This is a genomic window from Cupriavidus sp. DB3, from assembly GCF_020418465.1.
GTDB lineage: Bacteria > Pseudomonadota > Gammaproteobacteria > Burkholderiales > Burkholderiaceae > Cupriavidus > Cupriavidus cauae.
The window spans coordinates 844,253-861,150 of sequence record NZ_JAIZPL010000002.1; the positions used below are offsets into that span (position 1 = coordinate 844,253).

At 67.6% G+C, this 16,898-nt stretch carries 12 protein-coding genes; 8 read left to right on the plus strand and 4 right to left on the minus strand.

Translation table 11 applies throughout. The annotated features are described in order from the left end of the window. The first annotated feature begins 82 nt into the window (after positions 1-82). The 5 genes from K7G19_RS09485 (at position 83) to K7G19_RS09505 (ending at position 6,380) form a co-directional block, all read left to right on the plus strand. The gene (locus K7G19_RS09485; protein WP_149318642.1) at positions 83-1,657 is read left to right on the plus strand and encodes an acetolactate synthase large subunit; all 1,575 of its coding nucleotides are present in this window, start codon (positions 83-85) and stop codon (positions 1,655-1,657) included. Between the two features lie 246 nt (positions 1,658-1,903). Continuing rightward, positions 1,904-2,311 (plus strand): Zn-ribbon domain-containing OB-fold protein, encoded by a 408-nt coding sequence (locus K7G19_RS09490; RefSeq protein WP_226106994.1) that lies wholly within the window; start codon positions 1,904-1,906, stop codon positions 2,309-2,311. Positions 2,312-2,315: 4 nt separating this feature from the next. Continuing rightward, complete coding sequence (locus tag K7G19_RS09495) at positions 2,316-3,488, plus strand: thiolase (protein WP_226106996.1); 1,173 nt, start codon at positions 2,316-2,318, stop codon at positions 3,486-3,488. A 289-nt stretch (positions 3,489-3,777) separates the two neighbouring features. Continuing rightward, positions 3,778-4,989: a hypothetical protein gene (locus tag K7G19_RS09500; RefSeq protein WP_226106998.1), complete on the plus strand. Its 1,212-nt coding sequence runs from the start codon at positions 3,778-3,780 to the stop codon at positions 4,987-4,989. Positions 4,990-5,396: 407 nt separating this feature from the next. Next, a complete protein-coding gene (locus K7G19_RS09505; protein WP_226107074.1) occupies positions 5,397-6,380 on the plus strand; it encodes a tripartite tricarboxylate transporter substrate binding protein in 984 nt (327 codons plus the stop codon). An 84-nt stretch (positions 6,381-6,464) separates the two neighbouring features. On the opposite strand, the gene K7G19_RS09510 is transcribed toward K7G19_RS09505, so the two are convergent. The 4 genes from K7G19_RS09510 to K7G19_RS09525 form a co-directional block, all read right to left on the minus strand. After that, positions 6,465-7,301: a MaoC family dehydratase N-terminal domain-containing protein gene (locus K7G19_RS09510; protein ID WP_255650751.1), complete on the minus strand. Its 837-nt coding sequence runs from the start codon at positions 7,299-7,301 to the stop codon at positions 6,465-6,467. A gap of 146 nt (positions 7,302-7,447) precedes the next feature. Continuing rightward, entirely contained in the window at positions 7,448-8,818 is a 1,371-nt protein-coding gene (locus K7G19_RS09515; protein WP_226107002.1) for an MmgE/PrpD family protein, read from the minus strand. Between the two features lie 120 nt (positions 8,819-8,938). Then, a complete protein-coding gene (locus K7G19_RS09520) occupies positions 8,939-10,108 on the minus strand; it encodes an acyl-CoA dehydrogenase family protein (protein ID WP_149318648.1) in 1,170 nt (389 codons plus the stop codon). Positions 10,109-10,359: 251 nt separating this feature from the next. Continuing rightward, positions 10,360-11,262, minus strand: a complete 903-nt coding sequence (locus K7G19_RS09525) for a LysR family transcriptional regulator (protein ID WP_149318649.1) — start codon at positions 11,260-11,262, stop codon at positions 10,360-10,362. A 184-nt stretch (positions 11,263-11,446) separates the two neighbouring features. On the opposite strand from K7G19_RS09525, the gene K7G19_RS09530 reads away from it, so the two are divergent. The 3 genes from K7G19_RS09530 to K7G19_RS09540 all read left to right on the plus strand — a co-directional run bounded on the left by K7G19_RS09530 (position 11,447) and on the right by K7G19_RS09540 (position 16,802). Beyond that, positions 11,447-12,373 carry an SDR family NAD(P)-dependent oxidoreductase gene (locus K7G19_RS09530; protein WP_226107075.1) on the plus strand — a complete coding sequence of 309 codons (927 nt, stop codon included), beginning with the start codon at positions 11,447-11,449 and terminating at the stop codon, positions 12,371-12,373. A gap of 1,187 nt (positions 12,374-13,560) precedes the next feature. Beyond that, on the plus strand, positions 13,561-15,483 hold the full coding sequence (locus K7G19_RS09535) for a PrkA family serine protein kinase (RefSeq protein ID WP_006576790.1): 1,923 nt from the start codon (positions 13,561-13,563) through the stop codon (positions 15,481-15,483). A 38-nt stretch (positions 15,484-15,521) separates the two neighbouring features. After that, positions 15,522-16,802 carry a YeaH/YhbH family protein gene (locus K7G19_RS09540; RefSeq protein WP_149318650.1) on the plus strand — a complete coding sequence of 427 codons (1,281 nt, stop codon included), beginning with the start codon at positions 15,522-15,524 and terminating at the stop codon, positions 16,800-16,802. Positions 16,803-16,898 lie beyond the last annotated feature (96 nt).

The window sequence follows — 16,898 nt, forward strand, 5'->3', positions numbered from 1 at the left end:
CCAACGCATCGCCAACGCAGGCATCACCGATCCCCACCCGAGATTTTCGAATCGACCGACCTGAGACCAAGGAAGCGCGCATATGGAGACCAACCAATCCCAGCAACCCGGGCAGACGCTCAACGGCGCCGAGAGCCTGGTCAAGACCCTGCTCGCCTGCGGGGTCGATACCTGCTTCGCCAACCCGGGCACCAGCGAGATGCATTTCGTCGCGGCGCTCGACCGCATCCCCGGCATGCGCTGCGTGCTGGGTTTGTTCGAGGGCGTGGTGACGGGCGCGGCCGACGGCTATGCGCGCATGGCCGACAAGCCGGCGGCGACGCTGCTGCATTGCGGACCGGGTCTGGCCAACGGCCTGGCCAACCTGCACAACGCCCGGCGCGCGCAGACGCCGATCGTCAATATCATCGGCGACCAGGCCACCTATCACCGGCCGCTCGATGCGCCGCTGACCGCCGACACCGAGGGCTGGGCCCGTCCCGTTTCGGTGTGGACCCGCACCGCGCAGCGCGCCGATCAGGTCGGCGCCGATGCCGCGGCGGCGGTGCAGGCCGCCTGCGCCGCGCCTGGCGGCGTGGCGAGCCTGATCCTGCCGTCGGATGTGTGCTGGGACGAGGGCGGGCAGGTTGCCGCGCCGCTGCCGCCGCTGAGCGCGCCCAAGGTCTCGCCCGATGCGATCGAGCAGGCCGCGCGCTGGCTGCGCTCGGGCCAGCCGACGCTGCTGGTGCTGGCCGGCACGGCGCTGCGCGAGGCGCCGCTGGCCGACGCGCATCGCATCGCCGCCGCCACCGACGCGCGGCTGATCACGCCGATGTCCAATGCGCGCGTGTCGCGCGGCCGCGGCCGTTTCGCGGTCGAGCGCGTGCCCTACTCGGGCGATGCGGCGCGCGCCAGGCTGGCCGGCATCCGCCAGGTGATCCTGGTCGGCGCGCCGCCGCCGGTGACCTTCTTCGCCTATCCCGGCAAGTCGCCGCGCCCTTATCCCGAGGACGCGCAGGTCCATGTGCTGGCGCGCCCCGAGCAGGATCTGGCCGATGCGCTCGCGCGGCTGGCCGACGCGCTCGGCGCGCCCGCGGTGCCGGTGCCGGACGCCGTCGCACCCGCCGGCATCGCCAAGGGCGCGGTGACCTCGGAAGCCGTCGCGCAGACGCTGAGCGCGCTGCTGCCCGAGCAGGCGGTGGTGGTCGAGGAGAGCGTCAGCTTCGGCCGTGCCTTCTATCCCGGTACGGTGCATGCCGCCCCGCACGACTGGCTGCAGCTGACCGGTGGCGCCATCGGCGCGGGCCTGCCGCTGGCGGTCGGCGCCGCGGTGGCGGTGCCCGATCGGCGCGTGGTCGCGCTGCAGGCCGACGGCTCGGGCATGTACACCGTGCAGTCGCTGTGGACGATGGCGCGCGAACAGCTCGACGTCACGGTGGTGGTGCTGGCCAATCGCAAGTACGCGATCCTGCTGGGCGAACTGGCCGGCGTGGGCGCCAACCCCGGCAAGACCGCGCTCGACATGCTCGATATCGGCAATCCCGACCTCGACTGGGTCAAGCTCGCCGCCGGCATGGGCGTCGAGGGGGCGCGTGCGGTCGATATGGAGAGCTTCGCCGATCTGTTCGCGATGGCGAACAAGCGCAAGGGGCCGTTCCTGATCGAGCTGGTGATTTGACAGGGGCGATGAGGCGCCGCTTGCCCTCTCCCCCAGCCTCTCTCCCGCATGCGGGAGGGGAGCAAACCGCCGCGCCGACGAACGACCGGTGGTGTTCTGCCTCTCCCGCTTGCGGGAGAGGGCCGGGGAGAGGGCAAGGGCGGCCCCATTCGCGATTGAATAGTCCACCCTTCCGGACAAGCGAATTGTGCAGGCGCCAATGACTGCGGCAAGCTGCCCCCGGAAGGCACCGAGCCAGGAGACAGCATGACAACACCCACCACCGAGGCGCAGGCCGAGCAGGGGCCGGACCGCCTCTACGCGGCCCTGCTGAACGAAGGGCGCTTTCGCATCCAGCACTGCCGCGACTGCGACCGCCACGTGTTCTATCCACGCAATCTCTGCCCGCACTGCGGCGGCGAGGCGCTGGACTGGACCGATCCGAAGGGCACCGGCACCGTCTATTCGACCAGCGTCGTGCGCCGCAAGCCGGACGCCGGCGGCGACTACAACGTCGCGCTGATCGACCTGGACGAAGGGGTGCGCATGATGAGCCGGGTCGAGGGCGTGGCGCCGCAGGCGGTGCGCATCGGCATGCGCGTCAGGGCGCGCGTGGCGCCCGCCGCCGGCGACGGCGTTCCCGCGATGGTGGTGTTCGATCCGATGGAGGGCTGACGCGATGCCAGCACAATCGTTGCGCGGTGGCGTCGCCATCGTCGGCGTGGGCCAGGCCGGACTCGGCGAGGCCCACGGCAAGACCGAAATGGAAATCCTGGTGGAGGCGGCCAAGGCCGCGGTCAAGGACGCCGGCATGTCGATGCGCGAGATCGACGGCATCGCCACCGCCAGCGTCGGCGCCACCATGTGGGTGATGCCGGTGGCCGAATACCTCGGCATCCATCCGAAGTTCGTCGACAGCACGATGATCGGCGGCTCCAGCTTCGTCGCCCATATGCTGCCCGCGATGCTGGCGCTCGAGGCCGGCCTGTGCGACGCAGTGCTGGTCTGCTACGGCAGCAATCAGCGCACCTCGACGGTCGGCCGCGCCGGCATCGCCAAGGTGCGTTCGGTGCTGGACCCGCAGCCGTACGAGAACCCCTACCAGCCGATGCAGCCGATCACCTCGTACGCATTGGCGGCCGCGCGGCACATGCACCAGTACGGCACCACGCGCGAGCATCTGGCCGAGGTGGCGGTGGCCGCGCGCAAGTGGGCGCAACTCAATCCCGATGCGCTGATGCGCGATCCGTTGAGCATCGACGACGTGCTGAACGCGCGCATGGTGTCCGACCCGCTGTCGGTGCGCGACTGCTGCCTGGTCACCGACGGCGCCGGCGCCTATGTGATGGTCCGCGCCGAACGCGCCAAGGACCTCGCCAAGCCGCCGATCTATGTGCTCGGCAACGCCACCGCGACCTGGCACCGGCAGATCTCCAGCATGCCGGACCTGACCGTCAGCGCGGCGAAGGAATCGGGCGAGCGCGCGTTCGCGATGGCGGGCGTCAAGCCGGCCGATGTCGACGTGCTCGAGCTGTACGACGCCTTCACCATCAACACGCTGCTGTTCCTCGAAGATCTTGGCTTCTGCGCCAAGGGGGAGGGCGGACCCTTCGTCAGCGGCGGGGCCATCGCGCCCGGCGGCAGGTTGCCGGTCAATACCAACGGCGGCGGACTGTCGTGCGTGCATCCCGGCATGTACGGCATGTTCATCACCATCGAGGCGGTGCGCCAGTTGCGCGGCGAATGCGGCGAACGCCAGGTCGGCGGTGCGGAGATCGCGCTGGTGCACGGCAACGGCGGCACCTTGTCGAGCCAGTCGACCGCGATTCTGGGAACCGCGGCGGCGCTGTAGCGGCCCCGGCTGCCGAACCGATGCTGCGACGGCATGCCGCAGCAGGCGTCAGGCAGGTACGCAAGCGCGCAAGGCAATGCGGACGGACGATTAACGCGTTCGTCCGCATTTTTTCGTTTGGCGACACCAGGTCCGGTCGAAGACTCGCGAAGTCGGCATTGGCCGTCAACGATGGCGCCGCGCCACTCGTCTAGAGAGTGCGAGGGCGAATCGCGGACCGGCAAGGCGCTGCCGCTCGGCCTGTGGTTCGCCCACGCCCCTGCCTTGTCCTTCTGAGCCTGCCCGCATCATGACGCTGTCCGCCCGTCCCATCCCATCGTTCCTTCCCCCGACGTCACGTATCGGAGACCCGCGATCCCGCGCATGGCAGGCGCCGCTGCGGCCGCGCGATGCCGCGCAGGTGGCGCGCACCGCGGCCACGCTGTTTCTCGGCGAAGGCAGCATCGACGTCACGCTGGCCGCGGATCGAGGCGGACGCTTGCGTTCGGTCTTCGCCGACATCGAGCGGGAATACCGCATCGGCGGACGCAGCTGCGACCGCGCACCCGATCCCGAGGCAGCCCATGCCGCGCTGGAGCTCGAAATGGGCATCAAGGTGCTGATGCGGCTGAGCGATTGCCTCGGCGCCCTGTTCGGGGCGCAGGACGGCGTGCGGAACGGCGTACGGAGCGACGTACGGGACGACGCAGGGGGCGCCGCACAGCGCGACGTTCAGCGCGACGCGCATGGCGACCATATCGCCCGCCGCGCCGCGCTGCTCGAATGCGCGGCGGCGATTGCCGACGAGGCGCTGATCTGCCGCGACGAGCGTGCCGTAAAGGCCGACGCTGCACCGGTGCAGCGCTGCCTGTCGATTTGCGCGGGCGCAGGCGGCGAGATTCGCCTGCACAAGTTCACACGCTGGCAGCGGCAGCCGGAGAGAGGGACCGATCGCACGGGTGGCACCGGCAGGCCGGATAGCGCCGACGGTGCCCTTGGTGCGGGTGCAGACGGTGCGGATGGTCCGGTGACACAGGCTACCGAGATGGACGCGTGCCTGGCCTTCCGGATCGAGCCGTGGCGCCGGACGGTGCGCCCGCGCCGCGGCGATCCACGGCGTGTGCTGCTCCGTTGCCGCATCCGGCCGGTGCGCGTCGGGGATGCGCGGCGCATGCACGAGGCCGTGCCGATACCCGGCCCCGGTGTACGCGATCGGCTCGCCGCCGGCGACTGGCGCGGCGCGTTGCTGATGCTGCTGATCCGGCTGTTTCGTCTGCCGATGCCTCGCCGCGGCGAGATCGCCGGCAGGGCGCAGCTGAAGGTCTATCCGATGCCGCGCGACGGGCGCGCGGCGGTGGTCGTGCGGATGAGCGGCGAGGGGAAGCGCCGGGAAGGATACCGGGCGGCCATTCACGGCGTCGAAGCGGTCAGGCGGGAACTGGAAGGTCCGCGGTGCCTCCTCTCGGCACTCCCGCCGGAGCCGGAGCCGGCAGTGCGCGACGACGAGGTGCGCTGCTATTGAGCCGCGGAGGCATGGTGTAGCGCGCTACCGTGCTTCCTTTCATGCCCCCCGTCCGTGTGCCCCATCCCTTCGCGAGGTCCCTGCGCGCCATCGGGGCGCCCCGTCTGCGCTGCTGATCAGCGCTCCGGATCCGTACTCGCGATCCGTGCTCGCGATCCATGATTTGCCGCACCGCACCCACGGCCGTGCAAAAGGCCGCCTTAGCCAAATGCAAATGGCGAGCGCCCCGGCGCGCCCACACACTGCGGTGATGGCATCGGCGGGAGCGCCCGGGCTTCCCTCTATATGTATACGGACGTATGCGGAAAAGACCTGCGCAAACCAAGAAAGTGCGCCGGCCGAGCCAGACCGTTCACCACAGGAGGAGACGCATGGCAACGAAGCAAACACGATGGCGGCCCGCCGGCATGCTGGCGACCGTGCTGGGCGCGCTGATTCCACTGGCCGGCGTGGCCTCGCTGGCGCTGAGCGATGGCGCCGCGGCGGCCGACGCCTATCCGTCGCGGCCGATCAAGCTGATCGTCGGCTATACGCCGGGCGGTCCCGTCGATACCGCGGCGCGCGTCTATGCCGATCACCTGGGACGAGTGCTGAAGCAGCCGGTGGTGGTCGACAACCGTGCCGGCGCCAGCGGCGCGATCGCCGCCGAGATCACGGCCAAGGCGCCGCCCGACGGCTATACGCTGTACTTCGTCGCCAGCCCGACCATGACGATGACGCCGCTGATCCAGAAGGCGGTCAACTTCAATCCGAGCCGGGATTTCAGCCACATCGGGCTGATCACCGACTACACCAACGTGCTGCTGATCAACAAGGACTTCCCGGCCCGCAATGTCGGCGAGCTGGTGGAGTACGCCCGCAAGCACCCGCAGGGCGTGGCGTTCGGCTCGGCCGGCGTCGGTGCGTCCAACCATCTGTCGGCCGAACTGCTGGCGCAGATGAGCGGCGTCAAGATGCTGCACGTGCCGTACAAGGGCAATTCGCCGGCGATGACCGACGTGATCAGCGGCAAGATCGCCTTCATGTTCGATATCACCGGCACCGCGATCGGCCATATCCAGAGCGGCAAGGTGCGGCCGCTGGCGGTGACGTCGAAGGAGCGCAACGCCGCGCTGCCGAACGTGCCGACCATGGTCGAGTCGGGGCTGAAGGACTATGCGGTGACCGGCTGGTACGCGCTGATCGGGCCGCCGAAGCTGCCGGCCGAGGTGGTCGACACGCTGGTCAAGGCGCAGCAGACCGTGGGCGACGATCCGGCCTTTCGCCAGCGGATGACGCAGGGGGGCTACGACCTGAACATCACCGGCCCGAAGCCGCTGGCGGAGCGGATCGAGCGAGAGCTGCGGCTGTGGGGCGGGGTGGTCAAGACGGCGAAGATCGAGGTGGAGTGATGCAGTTCCGTCGTTCCCCGAATGCGGGAACGACGGAGGCAGGTGTGGCGGTGGAGAGCGGAGGCGGCGGTGCAGGGAAGCGGATTATTCCTCGACCACCGCCCATCCCTCCATCGCCTGGCCGCCGGCATCGTCGCCAGTCCACAGCAACACGCGCCCGGGCTGCTGGTCATCGCGGCGGCCGCCGACCGTGACGAGGTCGTGGTCGAACAGCGGCGCCATGCCGCGGAAGCCGAAGCGTTTGACGTTCGCCTGCGGCAGTTCGCGCCGCAGCAGGTCCACCATCAGCACCGCCTGCAGCGGACCGTGGACGACCAGGCCGGGATAGCCCTCGACGTCGCGCACGTAGTCATGGTCGTAATGGATGCGGTGGCCGTTGAAGGTCAGCGCGGAGAAACGGAACAGCAGCACCGGATCGGCATGCAGCTGGCGCTGCCATTGCGGCTGGTGCGGCAGCCGCGGGCGCGCCGGCTGGGCCTGGCCGGGCTCCGGCATCGCGCGATAGACGATGTCGTGGCGCTCGCTCAGTGCCGTCTCGCCGTCGACGGTCAGCACGTGGCGGACCGAGACGAACCACAGCTCGCCGCTGCGGCCGGTTTTCTGCTGCACCTCCTCGATGGTAGAGGTGCGCGTCACGGTGTCGCCAACGCGCAGCGGACGCTGGAAGTCGAGCTCGCTGCCGGCCCACATCCGGCGCGGCAGCGGCACCGGCGGCAGGAAGCCGCCGAGCACCGCGTGGCCGTCGCGGCCCAGCCTGTGCTGGGGCGCACGCGGCAGGAAATACAGCCAGTGCCACAGCGGCGGCAGCGGTCCGCGCGCGATCGCCTCGCCGTCCAGATCCAGCGTGGCGGCGAGGCCGAGCACCGGTTGCAGCGCCAGCGTTTCGGTACGGCTTTCGCTGCGGCCGATCCACCGGCGCAGCGCTTCGAGGCTGGTATCGGTATCGAGATGGGTTTCAGAGGCGGCCGGATCGGCCGTGAGTTGTTGGGCCACGGTTGGGAATCCTCTTATGGTTTGGGGAACGGCGGGGACGGCAGTCTTCGCGCCGTCTCTGCGAGCGTAGGAGTTCAGGCTGCGGCCGGCAACCAGTCCGCCATGCTGTCCGTGTGTTCGAGCGCCCAGACGCGCGCGATGATGGTGCGCATCTCGGCCTCGCTTGCGCCCTGGCGGAAGGCCGCCAGTTGCAGCGCCTTCGCTTCCAGTTCGGGCCGGCTCAGCGTGTTGTCCGGATCGCCCTTGGGCACGTCGACGCGGGCCTCCAGCGTGCGGCCGTCGGTGGTCGCCACCGTCACGCGGCCGATCCACTGGCGCGGATAGGCGGCGTTGATCTCCGCGTCGAGCGCCATCGTCACCTTGTCGCGGAAGGCCGTCACGCGCGCATCGCGCAGCCCATGCTGCTCGAACTCGCCCAGGCCGGCGTGGCCGTGCCAGGCGACCAGCCCGAGCACCGTGCCCATCGAGAACTTGGCCTGATGGATCGTGACCGGATCGACCACGGGGCCGAGCACGTCGATCGCGCCCTGGTGCACGTGCGCGGTCACGCTGGCGATCTGCTCGGGGTCGAGGCGCTCGCGCTGCATCAGCGCCTTCAGCGCATCGGCCGCCGGATGGGTGTGGCGGCACGAGGCGAAGAACTTGAACGAGGTTTCGGCGGTAGCCCAGCGCGTGCCCAGGCCGTCGGTCAACCGCGCCGGATCGGCGTCGCTCGACATGCCGGCCGCCATGCCCTGAGCGCCCTCCAGGATGCGGCGCGCGCCGGTGAAGCCCGCCCGCGCCAGATGCGCCGACATCAGCCCGTCCGCCGCAGCCTTGGCGGTATGCAGCTGCTTCGAATCGGCGGCGTCGCGCAGGAATTCCCACAGGCCCGCGGCCTGGGTGCCGGCCGACCCCAGCGCCTGGTTGATGCCCTCGGCATCGAGCCCGTACAGCTTGGCCACCGCCGCCGCGGCCGCCAGTGTGCCGACCGTGCCGGTGGTATGGAATACGCGATAGTGGGAGCGGCCCATGAATTCGCCGATGCGGATGCCGGCCTCGTAGCCGGCGATCGCCGCGGTCAGCAGCTGCGCGCCGCTCTTGCCCTCGGCCTGGGCCGCGGCCAGCACGGCGGGAAACACCACCGCGGCCGGATGCAGCACCGAGCCGTTGTGCACGTCGTCCTGTTCGACCACATGCGAGGCCGCGGCATTGACCAGCGCGGCGAACCACGGCGAGGTGCGGCGGCGGTCGACCAGTACCTCGGACGGGCCCTGCTGCGGGCCCATCGCCACGGCGAACTCCTGCAGCCGGCGGATCGCCGGAGCGTCCTTGCCGGCGAGGGCCGAGGCGATCCAGTCGAGGAACAGGTCCTTGGTGCGCTCGACCACGTGCGGCGGCACGTCGGACAGCGTGAAGCGGGCAAGGAACTCGCAGAGTTCGCGCGTGGGATAGGAGCTTGGCATCGGTTTGGCGGGGATCGGCTTGGCGTGGATCGGTTTGGTGCGTATCGGCTTGGTGCGTATCGGTCTGGCGCGGAAGGCCTGGCGCAAGGCGGTGGCAACGGCGCTGAGGAAGACGCCGGCCTAGAAGGACCGCGGCAGTCCCAGCACGTGCTCGGCCACATAGGACAGGATCAGATTGGTCGAGATGGGTGCGACCTGGTACAGACGCGTCTCGCGGAACTTGCGCTCGATGTCGTATTCGGCGGCGAAGCCGAAGCCGCCGTGGGTCTGCAGGCAGACGTTGGCCGCTTCCCACGAAGCATCGGCGGCCAGCAGCTTCGCCATGTTGGCCTCCTTGCCGCAGGGCTGGCCGGCGTCGAACAGCTCGGCGGCCTTGTAGCGCATCAGGCTGGCGGCCTCTACGTTGACGTAGGAGCGGGCGATCGGAAACTGGATGCCCTGGTTCTGGCCGATCGGCCGGTCGAACACCACGCGCTCGCGCGCATAGTGGCTGGCGCGCTCGACGAACCAGTAGCCGTCGCCGATACATTCGGCGGCGATCAGGATCCGCTCGGCGTTCAGCCCGTCGAGGATGTACTTCAGGCCCTTGCCTTCCTCGCCGATCAGGTTCTCGGCCGGGATCTCCAGGTTGTCGAAGAACAGCTCGTTGGTCTCGTGATTGACCATGTTGCGGATCGGCTGGACCGTCAGGCCGTTGCCGATCGCCTCGCGCAGGTCGACCACGAACACCGACAGGCCCTCGGACTTGCGCTTGACCTGGTCCAGCGGCGTGGTGCGCGCCAGCAGCAGCATCAGGTCCGAATGCTGCACGCGCGAGATCCAGACCTTCTGGCCGTTGACGACATAGCGGTCGCCCTGGCGCACCGCGGTGGTCTTGAGCTTGGTGGTGTCGGTGCCGGTGGTGGGCTCGGTCACCGCCATCGACTGCATGCGCAGCTCGCCCGCGGCGATGCCCGGCAGCCAGCGCTGCTTCTGCGCCTCGGAGCCGTGCCGCAGCAGGCAGCCCATCACGTACATCTGGCCGTGGCAGGCGCCGGAATTGCCGCCGCTGCGATTGATTTCTTCCATGATCACCGAGGCGGCCGTCAGCGGCAGGCCGGAGCCGCCGTAGTTCTCGGGAATCAGCGCCGACAGCCAGCCGGCCTGCGTCAGCGCCTGGACGAACTGCTCGGGGAAGGCGTCCTGCTCCTCGACGCGCTGCCAGTAGGCGGAATCGAAGCCGGCGCACAGATCGCGCACCGCCTCGCGGATTTCGGGGTAATGCGCATCGTGCGCCTGGTCGATCGTCATCAAGGGGCCTTTGCGGGAAATCACGGGAATGCGGCCATTATTCCCGAGCCTGCCACGGACCGACATTCGCATTTGCCAAAGAGCGGCTTAGGGCGGGCCTTACCTCGCCGGTGCCGTGGCCGCCGTGGGCCGATGTGGCGCGCTGGGACCCGCCAGGGCCTCGGTGGCCGGCGATGGCTGGCGATGGCTGGCGGTGGCATGCGGGTGGCACGTCGTGGCCCCCGGCGGTCCGCGATGCCGGACGCGCCCGCTCAGACCGGCTCGCGCGCCGCGTCGATCAGGTAATGGACCAGGGTCTCGGCGAACTGCGGCAGCTCGCGGCCGGGCCGGCGCACCAGGCGCAGCTCGCGCTTGGCCCAGTCGTCCTCCAGCGTGATGAAGCGCAGCACCTTGCGGCTGGCGTAGCGGCGCGCGCAGCTGTTGGGCACGATCGCAATGCCGGCGCCGGCCTCGACCATGCGGCAGACCGCGTCGAAGCTGCCGACCTGGATGCGCAGGCTGATGCGCTTGCCCATGCCGCTGGCGATGCGGTCCAGGAAGGACTGGATCGCGCTGAACTGGTTCAGGCCGACGAAGCGGCAGGTATCGAGCAGATCGGCGAAATGCAGCCGCTTGAACTGCGGCAGCGGGTGGTTGACCGGCGCGATCACGATCAGCTCGTCGCTGCACAGCTGCATCACGTCCAGGTCCTCGGTGGCGACCTCGCCGGCGACGATGCCAAGGTCCGCCGCACCGGCGCCGATGGCCGAGACGATCTCCTGCGACAGGTGTTCCTCCAGCTCGATGTCGACGTCCGGGTTCTCCGACAGGAAGCGCGACAGCGCGTTGGCCAGAAACGAGTTGGTCGCGGTGGTGTTGGCCAGCAGCCGGACCTTGCCCTTGACGCCCTTGGCGTAGGGGCGCAGATCGGCATGCAGGCATTCGAGCTCGCGAAAGACCTCGCGCGCGTGCCGCAGCAGCGCGTCGCCGGCCGGCGTCAGGCGCACCCCCTTGACCTGGCGGATCAGCAGCTGGGTCTGGAACGCTTCCTCCAGCTGCTTGATGCGGGTGCTCGCCGCCGGCAGCGACAGGAAGCTGCGTTCGGCCGCCCGCGTCAGGTTATGGGTTTCCCCTACGTTCAGGAACAGGCGCAGGTCGGTCAGGTCGTAATGCATCGTGTCGTGATGGGTTTGGCGGGATCGAACGGAGGGTTTCGGCAGGCGGAAGGCGTCTTTTGGGATTGGCGAATTCCCCTTTCGCTGCCGGCAATTTATCGTATATGCCGCTTCAATAGAACCTCGTAGGTGGGACAGGAGACCGATGATGACGGCGAAGGTGGAAGGATCGGCGGCAGGCGCGATGGCAGACTCGACGGCTGGCACGATGGCGGGCAAGGTCGCGGTGGTGACCGGCGCGGGAGGCGGCATCGGCCGCGGCATCGCGCTGGCGCTGGCCGCCGCGGGCGCGCGCGTGGTGGTCAACGATATCGGCGTGTCGCTGAGCGGCGAGGGCGGCGATGCGGGACCGGCGCAGCGCGTGGTCGAGGAAATCCAGGCGGCCGGCGGCGAGGCGGTGGCCAACACCGACAGCGTGTCGAGCTGGCAGGGCGCCAACGCGATCGTCCAGTGCGCGCTCGACCGGTTCGGCCGCATCGACGCCGTGATCAACAACGCCGGCAACCTGCGCGACCGCATGTTCTTCAAGATGAACGAGGAGGAATGGCGCGCGGTGATCGACGTGCATCTGCACGGCACCTTCTTCGTCAGCCGCGCCGCCGCGCCCTACTTCAAGGACCAGCAGAGCGGCGCCTATGTCCATATGACCTCGACCTCCGGCCTGATCGGCAATTTCGGCCAGGCCAACTACGCCGCCGCAAAGCTGGGCATCGCGGCGCTGTCCAAATCGATCGCGCTGGACATGGCCCGCTTCAACGTCCGCTCGAACTGCATCGCGCCATTCGCCTGGAGCCGGATGACCAGCTCGATCCCGTCGGAGACGCCGGAGGAGCAGGCGCGCGTGGCCAAGCTGCAGAAGATGGAGGCCGGCAAGGTCGCGCCGATGGCGGTGTTCCTCGCCAGCGAGGCGGCGCGCGAGGTCAATGCGCAGATCTTCGCGGTGCGCGCCAACGAGATCATGCTGATGAGCCAGCCGCGGCCGGTGCGCTCGGTGCATGCCAGCGAGGGGTGGACGCCCGAGTCGATCGCCGAGATCGCGATCCCGGCGATGCGCAACAGCTTCTATCCGCTGGAGCGCTCGCCCGACGTCATCAACTGGGATCCGATCTGAGGATTCGCTTCCGACGATCTGATCCGAGATACGCCGCTGCCGGCAATGCGCTGGCAGCACGACGCGCCGGGTGCTGACGCCCGGCGTTTTCATTGTCTCGCTCTTCTCCGCGCTCTCCTCTCCTCTCCTCTCCTCTCCTCTCCTCTCCTCTCCTTCGCCGTTTCGCCTCTCCTCCTTCGATCGATTGTCGCTCGCGCGCACGTCTTCGCGCATTGCGGTTTCCCCGCATCACCGCCGGCTGTCGTCGGTGAATGCCGTTCGTCCACCGCCTTCTTCGTCGACCGTCCGACGATCGTTCCGCTCGCCCGTCGCATGTGGCCCGCAATTTGCTGGTGTACCGACAACGGTGGCCGACGGATGCCGCCGCGCGGGCAACCGCGACGGGGAGACAGCGATGCGATCGACGCGGTCGAATGCGAACTGGAACCTGTAGCGGTTTCGGCATTCCAATGGGCACGCACCCGCACGGTGCGCGCCACGATTCCAAAGGGGAGACGCGATTGCCTCGACGGTGCATGGAGACAACCGGCGAACGATGCTTCGCCACACCCGGGCCGACAGCAGGCCAGCGCCCGGGCCGATGGGTTAACCCTGCTTTTTGGCAGCGCGATGCGCGATGTCGCGGCGCTCCGTTTTCATCCCGCTTCGATCCCCGTTTCTGTCCCTGCGTGCGTCGCTGCTTCGATCGCCTTCCCGCGCATCGAGAACACGACAGCAGCGTGTCGCGCGACGTTGCGCGCGAGGCCTTGGCCGCAGCAACGATGCAGGATGTGCCAACGTACGACCCCACCCGTTCCAAGGTTTTGCAGTCCCGGTATGTCGTCGATGCTCGCCGGAAGCAATCGTTACAAACAGGGCAGTGCAGCACCAAAGGGAAAGGTGTAAGGTGTGTCCCAGAACATGGTCGCGCCGCCCAGTGCGAACCGGTCAGCGTGCCGCTCAGTCGCACGCAGCCAGAACGCAGTTTTCACGAGCAGGACCGCGCCGTTGCCAGTGCGCAATGCGCGTCAACAAGCTCTTCCCCCTGGGCGTTATTTGACTATGATGAAGTAAAGACTTCGCAACATGGTCAGTCTTCCGCCAAGCCGGGGTGGCGGTATTCAAAGGCTGATACGTGGAATGAGGCAGGGTACCTACCTGCAGACGGACTGCGTTCGCCTCGGACGAGACTCTGACGGGAGTGAGGTATGGACATTTTCGGCCACTACGCCACGCGCTTCGAAGCTCGCAAGGAAGAGGAATACAGCATCCAGGAGTATCTGGAGATCTGTAAGAAAGACCCTACTGCCTATGCGACCGCGGCCGAGCGCATGCTCGCCGCGATCGGGCAGCCAGAGCTGGTAGACACGCACCACGACCCGCGCCTGTCGCGCCTGTTCTTCAACAAGGTCATCAAGATCTATCCGGCCTTCCGCGAGTTCTACGGCATGGAGGACACGATCGAGCAGATCGTCTCGTTCTTCAAGCATGCCGCGCAGGGTCTCGAGGAACGCAAGCAGATCCTCTACCTGCTCGGGCCTCCCGGCGGCGGCAAGTCCTCGCTCGCCGAGAAGCTCAAATCGCTGATGGAGCAGATCCCCATCTACGCGCTGAAGGGCTCGCCCATCCATGAATCGCCGCTCGGACTGTTCTCGCCCGAGGAAGACGGCAAGATTCTGGAGGAGGACTACGGCATCCCGGTCCGCTATCTGAACACGATCGCCTCGCCATGGGCGGTCAAGCGCCTGCACGAGTTCAACGGCGACATCACGCGCTTCCGCGTGGTCAAGCTGCGGCCCTCGGTGCTGTCGCAGATCGCGATCGCGAAGACCGAGCCGGGCGACGAGAACAACCAGGACATCTCCTCGCTGGTCGGCAAGGTCGATATCCGCAAGCTCGAGGACTATCCGCAGGACGACCCGGACGCGTACTCGTACTCCGGCGGCCTGTGCCTGGCCAACCGCGGCCTGCTCGAGTTCGTCGAGATGTTCAAGGCCCCGATCAAGGTCCTGCACCCGCTGCTGACGGCGACGCAGGAGGGCAACTACAAGGGCACCGAAGGCTTCGGCGCGATTCCTTTCGACGGCGTGATCCTGGCCCACTCGAACGAGGCCGAATGGCAATCGTTCAAGGCGGACAAGAACAACGAGGCCTTCCTCGACCGGATCTACATCGTCAAGGTGCCGTACTGCCTGCGCGTGTCGGACGAGGTCAAGATCTACGACAAGCTGTTGCGCAGCAGCTCGCTGTCGGCCGCGCCATGCGCGCCGAACACGCTGAAGATGATGGCGCAGTTCGCGGTGCTGACGCGGATCAAGGAACCGGAGAACTCGAACATCTTCTCGAAGATGCGGGTCTACGACGGCGAAAGCCTGAAGGACGTCGACCCGAAGGCGAAGTCGTACCAGGAGTATCGCGACTACGCCGGCATCGACGAGGGCATGAGCGGGCTGTCGACGCGCTTCGCGTTCAAGGTGCTGTCCAAGGTCTTCAACTTCGACAACACCGAGGTCGCGGCCAATCCGGTGCACCTGCTGTACGTGCTCGAGCAGCAGATCGAGCGCGAACAGTTCCCGCCGGAGCAGGAAGCGAAGCTGCTCTCGTACATCAAGGAATACCTGACGACGCCCTTCGTCGAGTTCATCGGCAAGGAGATCCAGACCGCGTATCTGGAGTCGTATTCCGAATATGGCCAGAACATCTTCGACCGCTACGTGGTGTTCGCCGACCTGTGGATCCAGGACCAGGAGTACCGGGATCCCAATACCGGCGAGATCCTCGACCGCAACGCGCTGAACGACGAGCTGGAGAAGGTGGAAAAGCCGGCGGGTATCTCGAACCCGAAGGACTTCCGCAACGAGATCGTCAACTTCGTGCTGCGGGCGCGGGCCAACAACGGCGGCAAGAACCCGAACTGGACCAGCTATGAGAAGTTGCGCATGGTGATCGAGAAGCGGATGTTCTCCACCACGGAGGACCTGCTGCCGGTCATTTCCTTCAACGCCAAGTCCTCGCGCGAGGACCAGGAGAAACACGAGAACTTCGTCAACCGCATGGTCGAGAAGGGCTATACGCCCAAGCAGGTCCGGCTGCTGGTGGAGTGGTACTTGCGCGTTCGAAAATCATCGTAACGGCGCCTGCACGGGGCCTCTGAACGAGGGCAACCAATATGGCCACGGTCATCGATCGGCGGGAGAATGGCGGCAACAAGAGTGCGGTCAACAAGCAGCGTTTCATCAAGCGTTACCGCGAGCAGATTCGGCAAGCCGTAGCGAAGGCGGTGTCCGGCCGGAAGATCATGGACATCGAACAGAGCGGGCAGGTGTCCATTCCGGTCAAGGACATCTCCGAGCCGATTTTCCACCATGGCCAGGGTGGCAAGCGCGAGTGGATCCACCCCGGCAACAAGAAGTTCGTCCGCGGAGACAGTTTCGACCGCCAGCAGCAAGGGGCGGGCGGAACCGGCTCGCGGGCGAGCGACTCGGGCGAGGGCGAGGACGATTTCGTCTTCACGCTCTCGCGCGAGGACTTCCTGAATTTCTTCTTCGAGGACATGGCGCTGCCCGACATGGCCAAGCGCCATCTGGCCAAGATCGCCGAGGTGCGCAAGGTGCGCGCCGGCTTTTCGATCGACGGCACGCCCTCGAACCTGTCGGTGCTGCGCACGATGCGCAGTTCGCTCGGCCGCCGCATCGCGCTGTCCGGGCCCTACCAGCGGCGCCTGCAGGCGCTCGAGCAGCAGTACAGCGAGGTGCTCGAGGAAGAGGGTCCCTACACGGCCCGCGCGCAGGAGATGATGAAGGAGATGCGCCATCTGCGCGCCTGCATCGATCGCGTGCCCTTCATCGAGAAGCTGGACCTGCGCTACAACAACCGCGTGCTGAAGAAGCGTCCGCAGGCGCAGGCGGTAATGTTCTGCCTGATGGACGTGTCGGGTTCGATGGACGAGAGCCGCAAGGACCTGGCCAAGCGTTTCTTCATGCTGCTGTACCTGTTCCTGAAGCGGAACTACGAACGCATCGACGTCGTCTTCATCCGCCACCATACGGTCGCCAAGGAAGTCGACGAGGAAGATTTCTTCCACTCGCGCGAATCGGGCGGCACGGTGGTGTCCAGCGCGCTGAAGCTGATGGTCGACGTGATCCACAACCGCTACCCGGCCAGCCAGTGGAACATCTACTGCGCGCAGGCGTCGGACGGCGACAACTGGGCCGGCGACTCGGAGCTGTGCGGGCGGCTGCTGCGCGAATCGATCCTGCCGCTGGTGCAGTACTACGCCTATGTGGAAGTCGCGTCGGAGGAGCCGCAGAACCTGTGGGAAGAGTACATGACGGTCAAGGGCGCGCACGAGAACTTCGCGATGCAGCGGATCATCGGCGCGGACGAGATCTATCCGGTCTTGCACGACCTGTTTCAGAAGAAGGCGGCCTGGCCGAACACCGGGCGTTGATGCGCTGACGCCTTGATGCGTCGATGCACCGGCGCAGCGGCGCCCGGGCATGGTGTCCATGCAGGAGTGCCGCGCCGGACAGGCCTTGGCTAACCG

Coding starts and splice junctions, on each gene's coding strand:
- K7G19_RS09495 (WP_226106996.1), top strand. CDS start 2,316: ATGCCAGCACAATCGTTGCGCGGTGGCGTCGCCATCGTCGGCGTGGGC.
- K7G19_RS09500 (WP_226106998.1), top strand. CDS start 3,778: ATGACGCTGTCCGCCCGTCCCATCCCATCGTTCCTTCCCCCGACGTCA.
- K7G19_RS09535 (WP_006576790.1), top strand. CDS start 13,561: ATGGACATTTTCGGCCACTACGCCACGCGCTTCGAAGCTCGCAAGGAA.
- K7G19_RS09515 (WP_226107002.1), bottom strand. CDS start 8,818: ATGCCAAGCTCCTATCCCACGCGCGAACTCTGCGAGTTCCTTGCCCGC.
- K7G19_RS09540 (WP_149318650.1), top strand. CDS start 15,522: ATGGCCACGGTCATCGATCGGCGGGAGAATGGCGGCAACAAGAGTGCG.
- K7G19_RS09490 (WP_226106994.1), top strand. CDS start 1,904: ATGACAACACCCACCACCGAGGCGCAGGCCGAGCAGGGGCCGGACCGC.
- K7G19_RS09505 (WP_226107074.1), top strand. CDS start 5,397: ATGCTGGCGACCGTGCTGGGCGCGCTGATTCCACTGGCCGGCGTGGCC.
- K7G19_RS09520 (WP_149318648.1), bottom strand. CDS start 10,108: ATGACGATCGACCAGGCGCACGATGCGCATTACCCCGAAATCCGCGAG.
- K7G19_RS09485 (WP_149318642.1), top strand. CDS start 83: ATGGAGACCAACCAATCCCAGCAACCCGGGCAGACGCTCAACGGCGCC.
- K7G19_RS09525 (WP_149318649.1), bottom strand. CDS start 11,262: ATGCATTACGACCTGACCGACCTGCGCCTGTTCCTGAACGTAGGGGAA.
- K7G19_RS09530 (WP_226107075.1), top strand. CDS start 11,447: ATGGCAGACTCGACGGCTGGCACGATGGCGGGCAAGGTCGCGGTGGTG.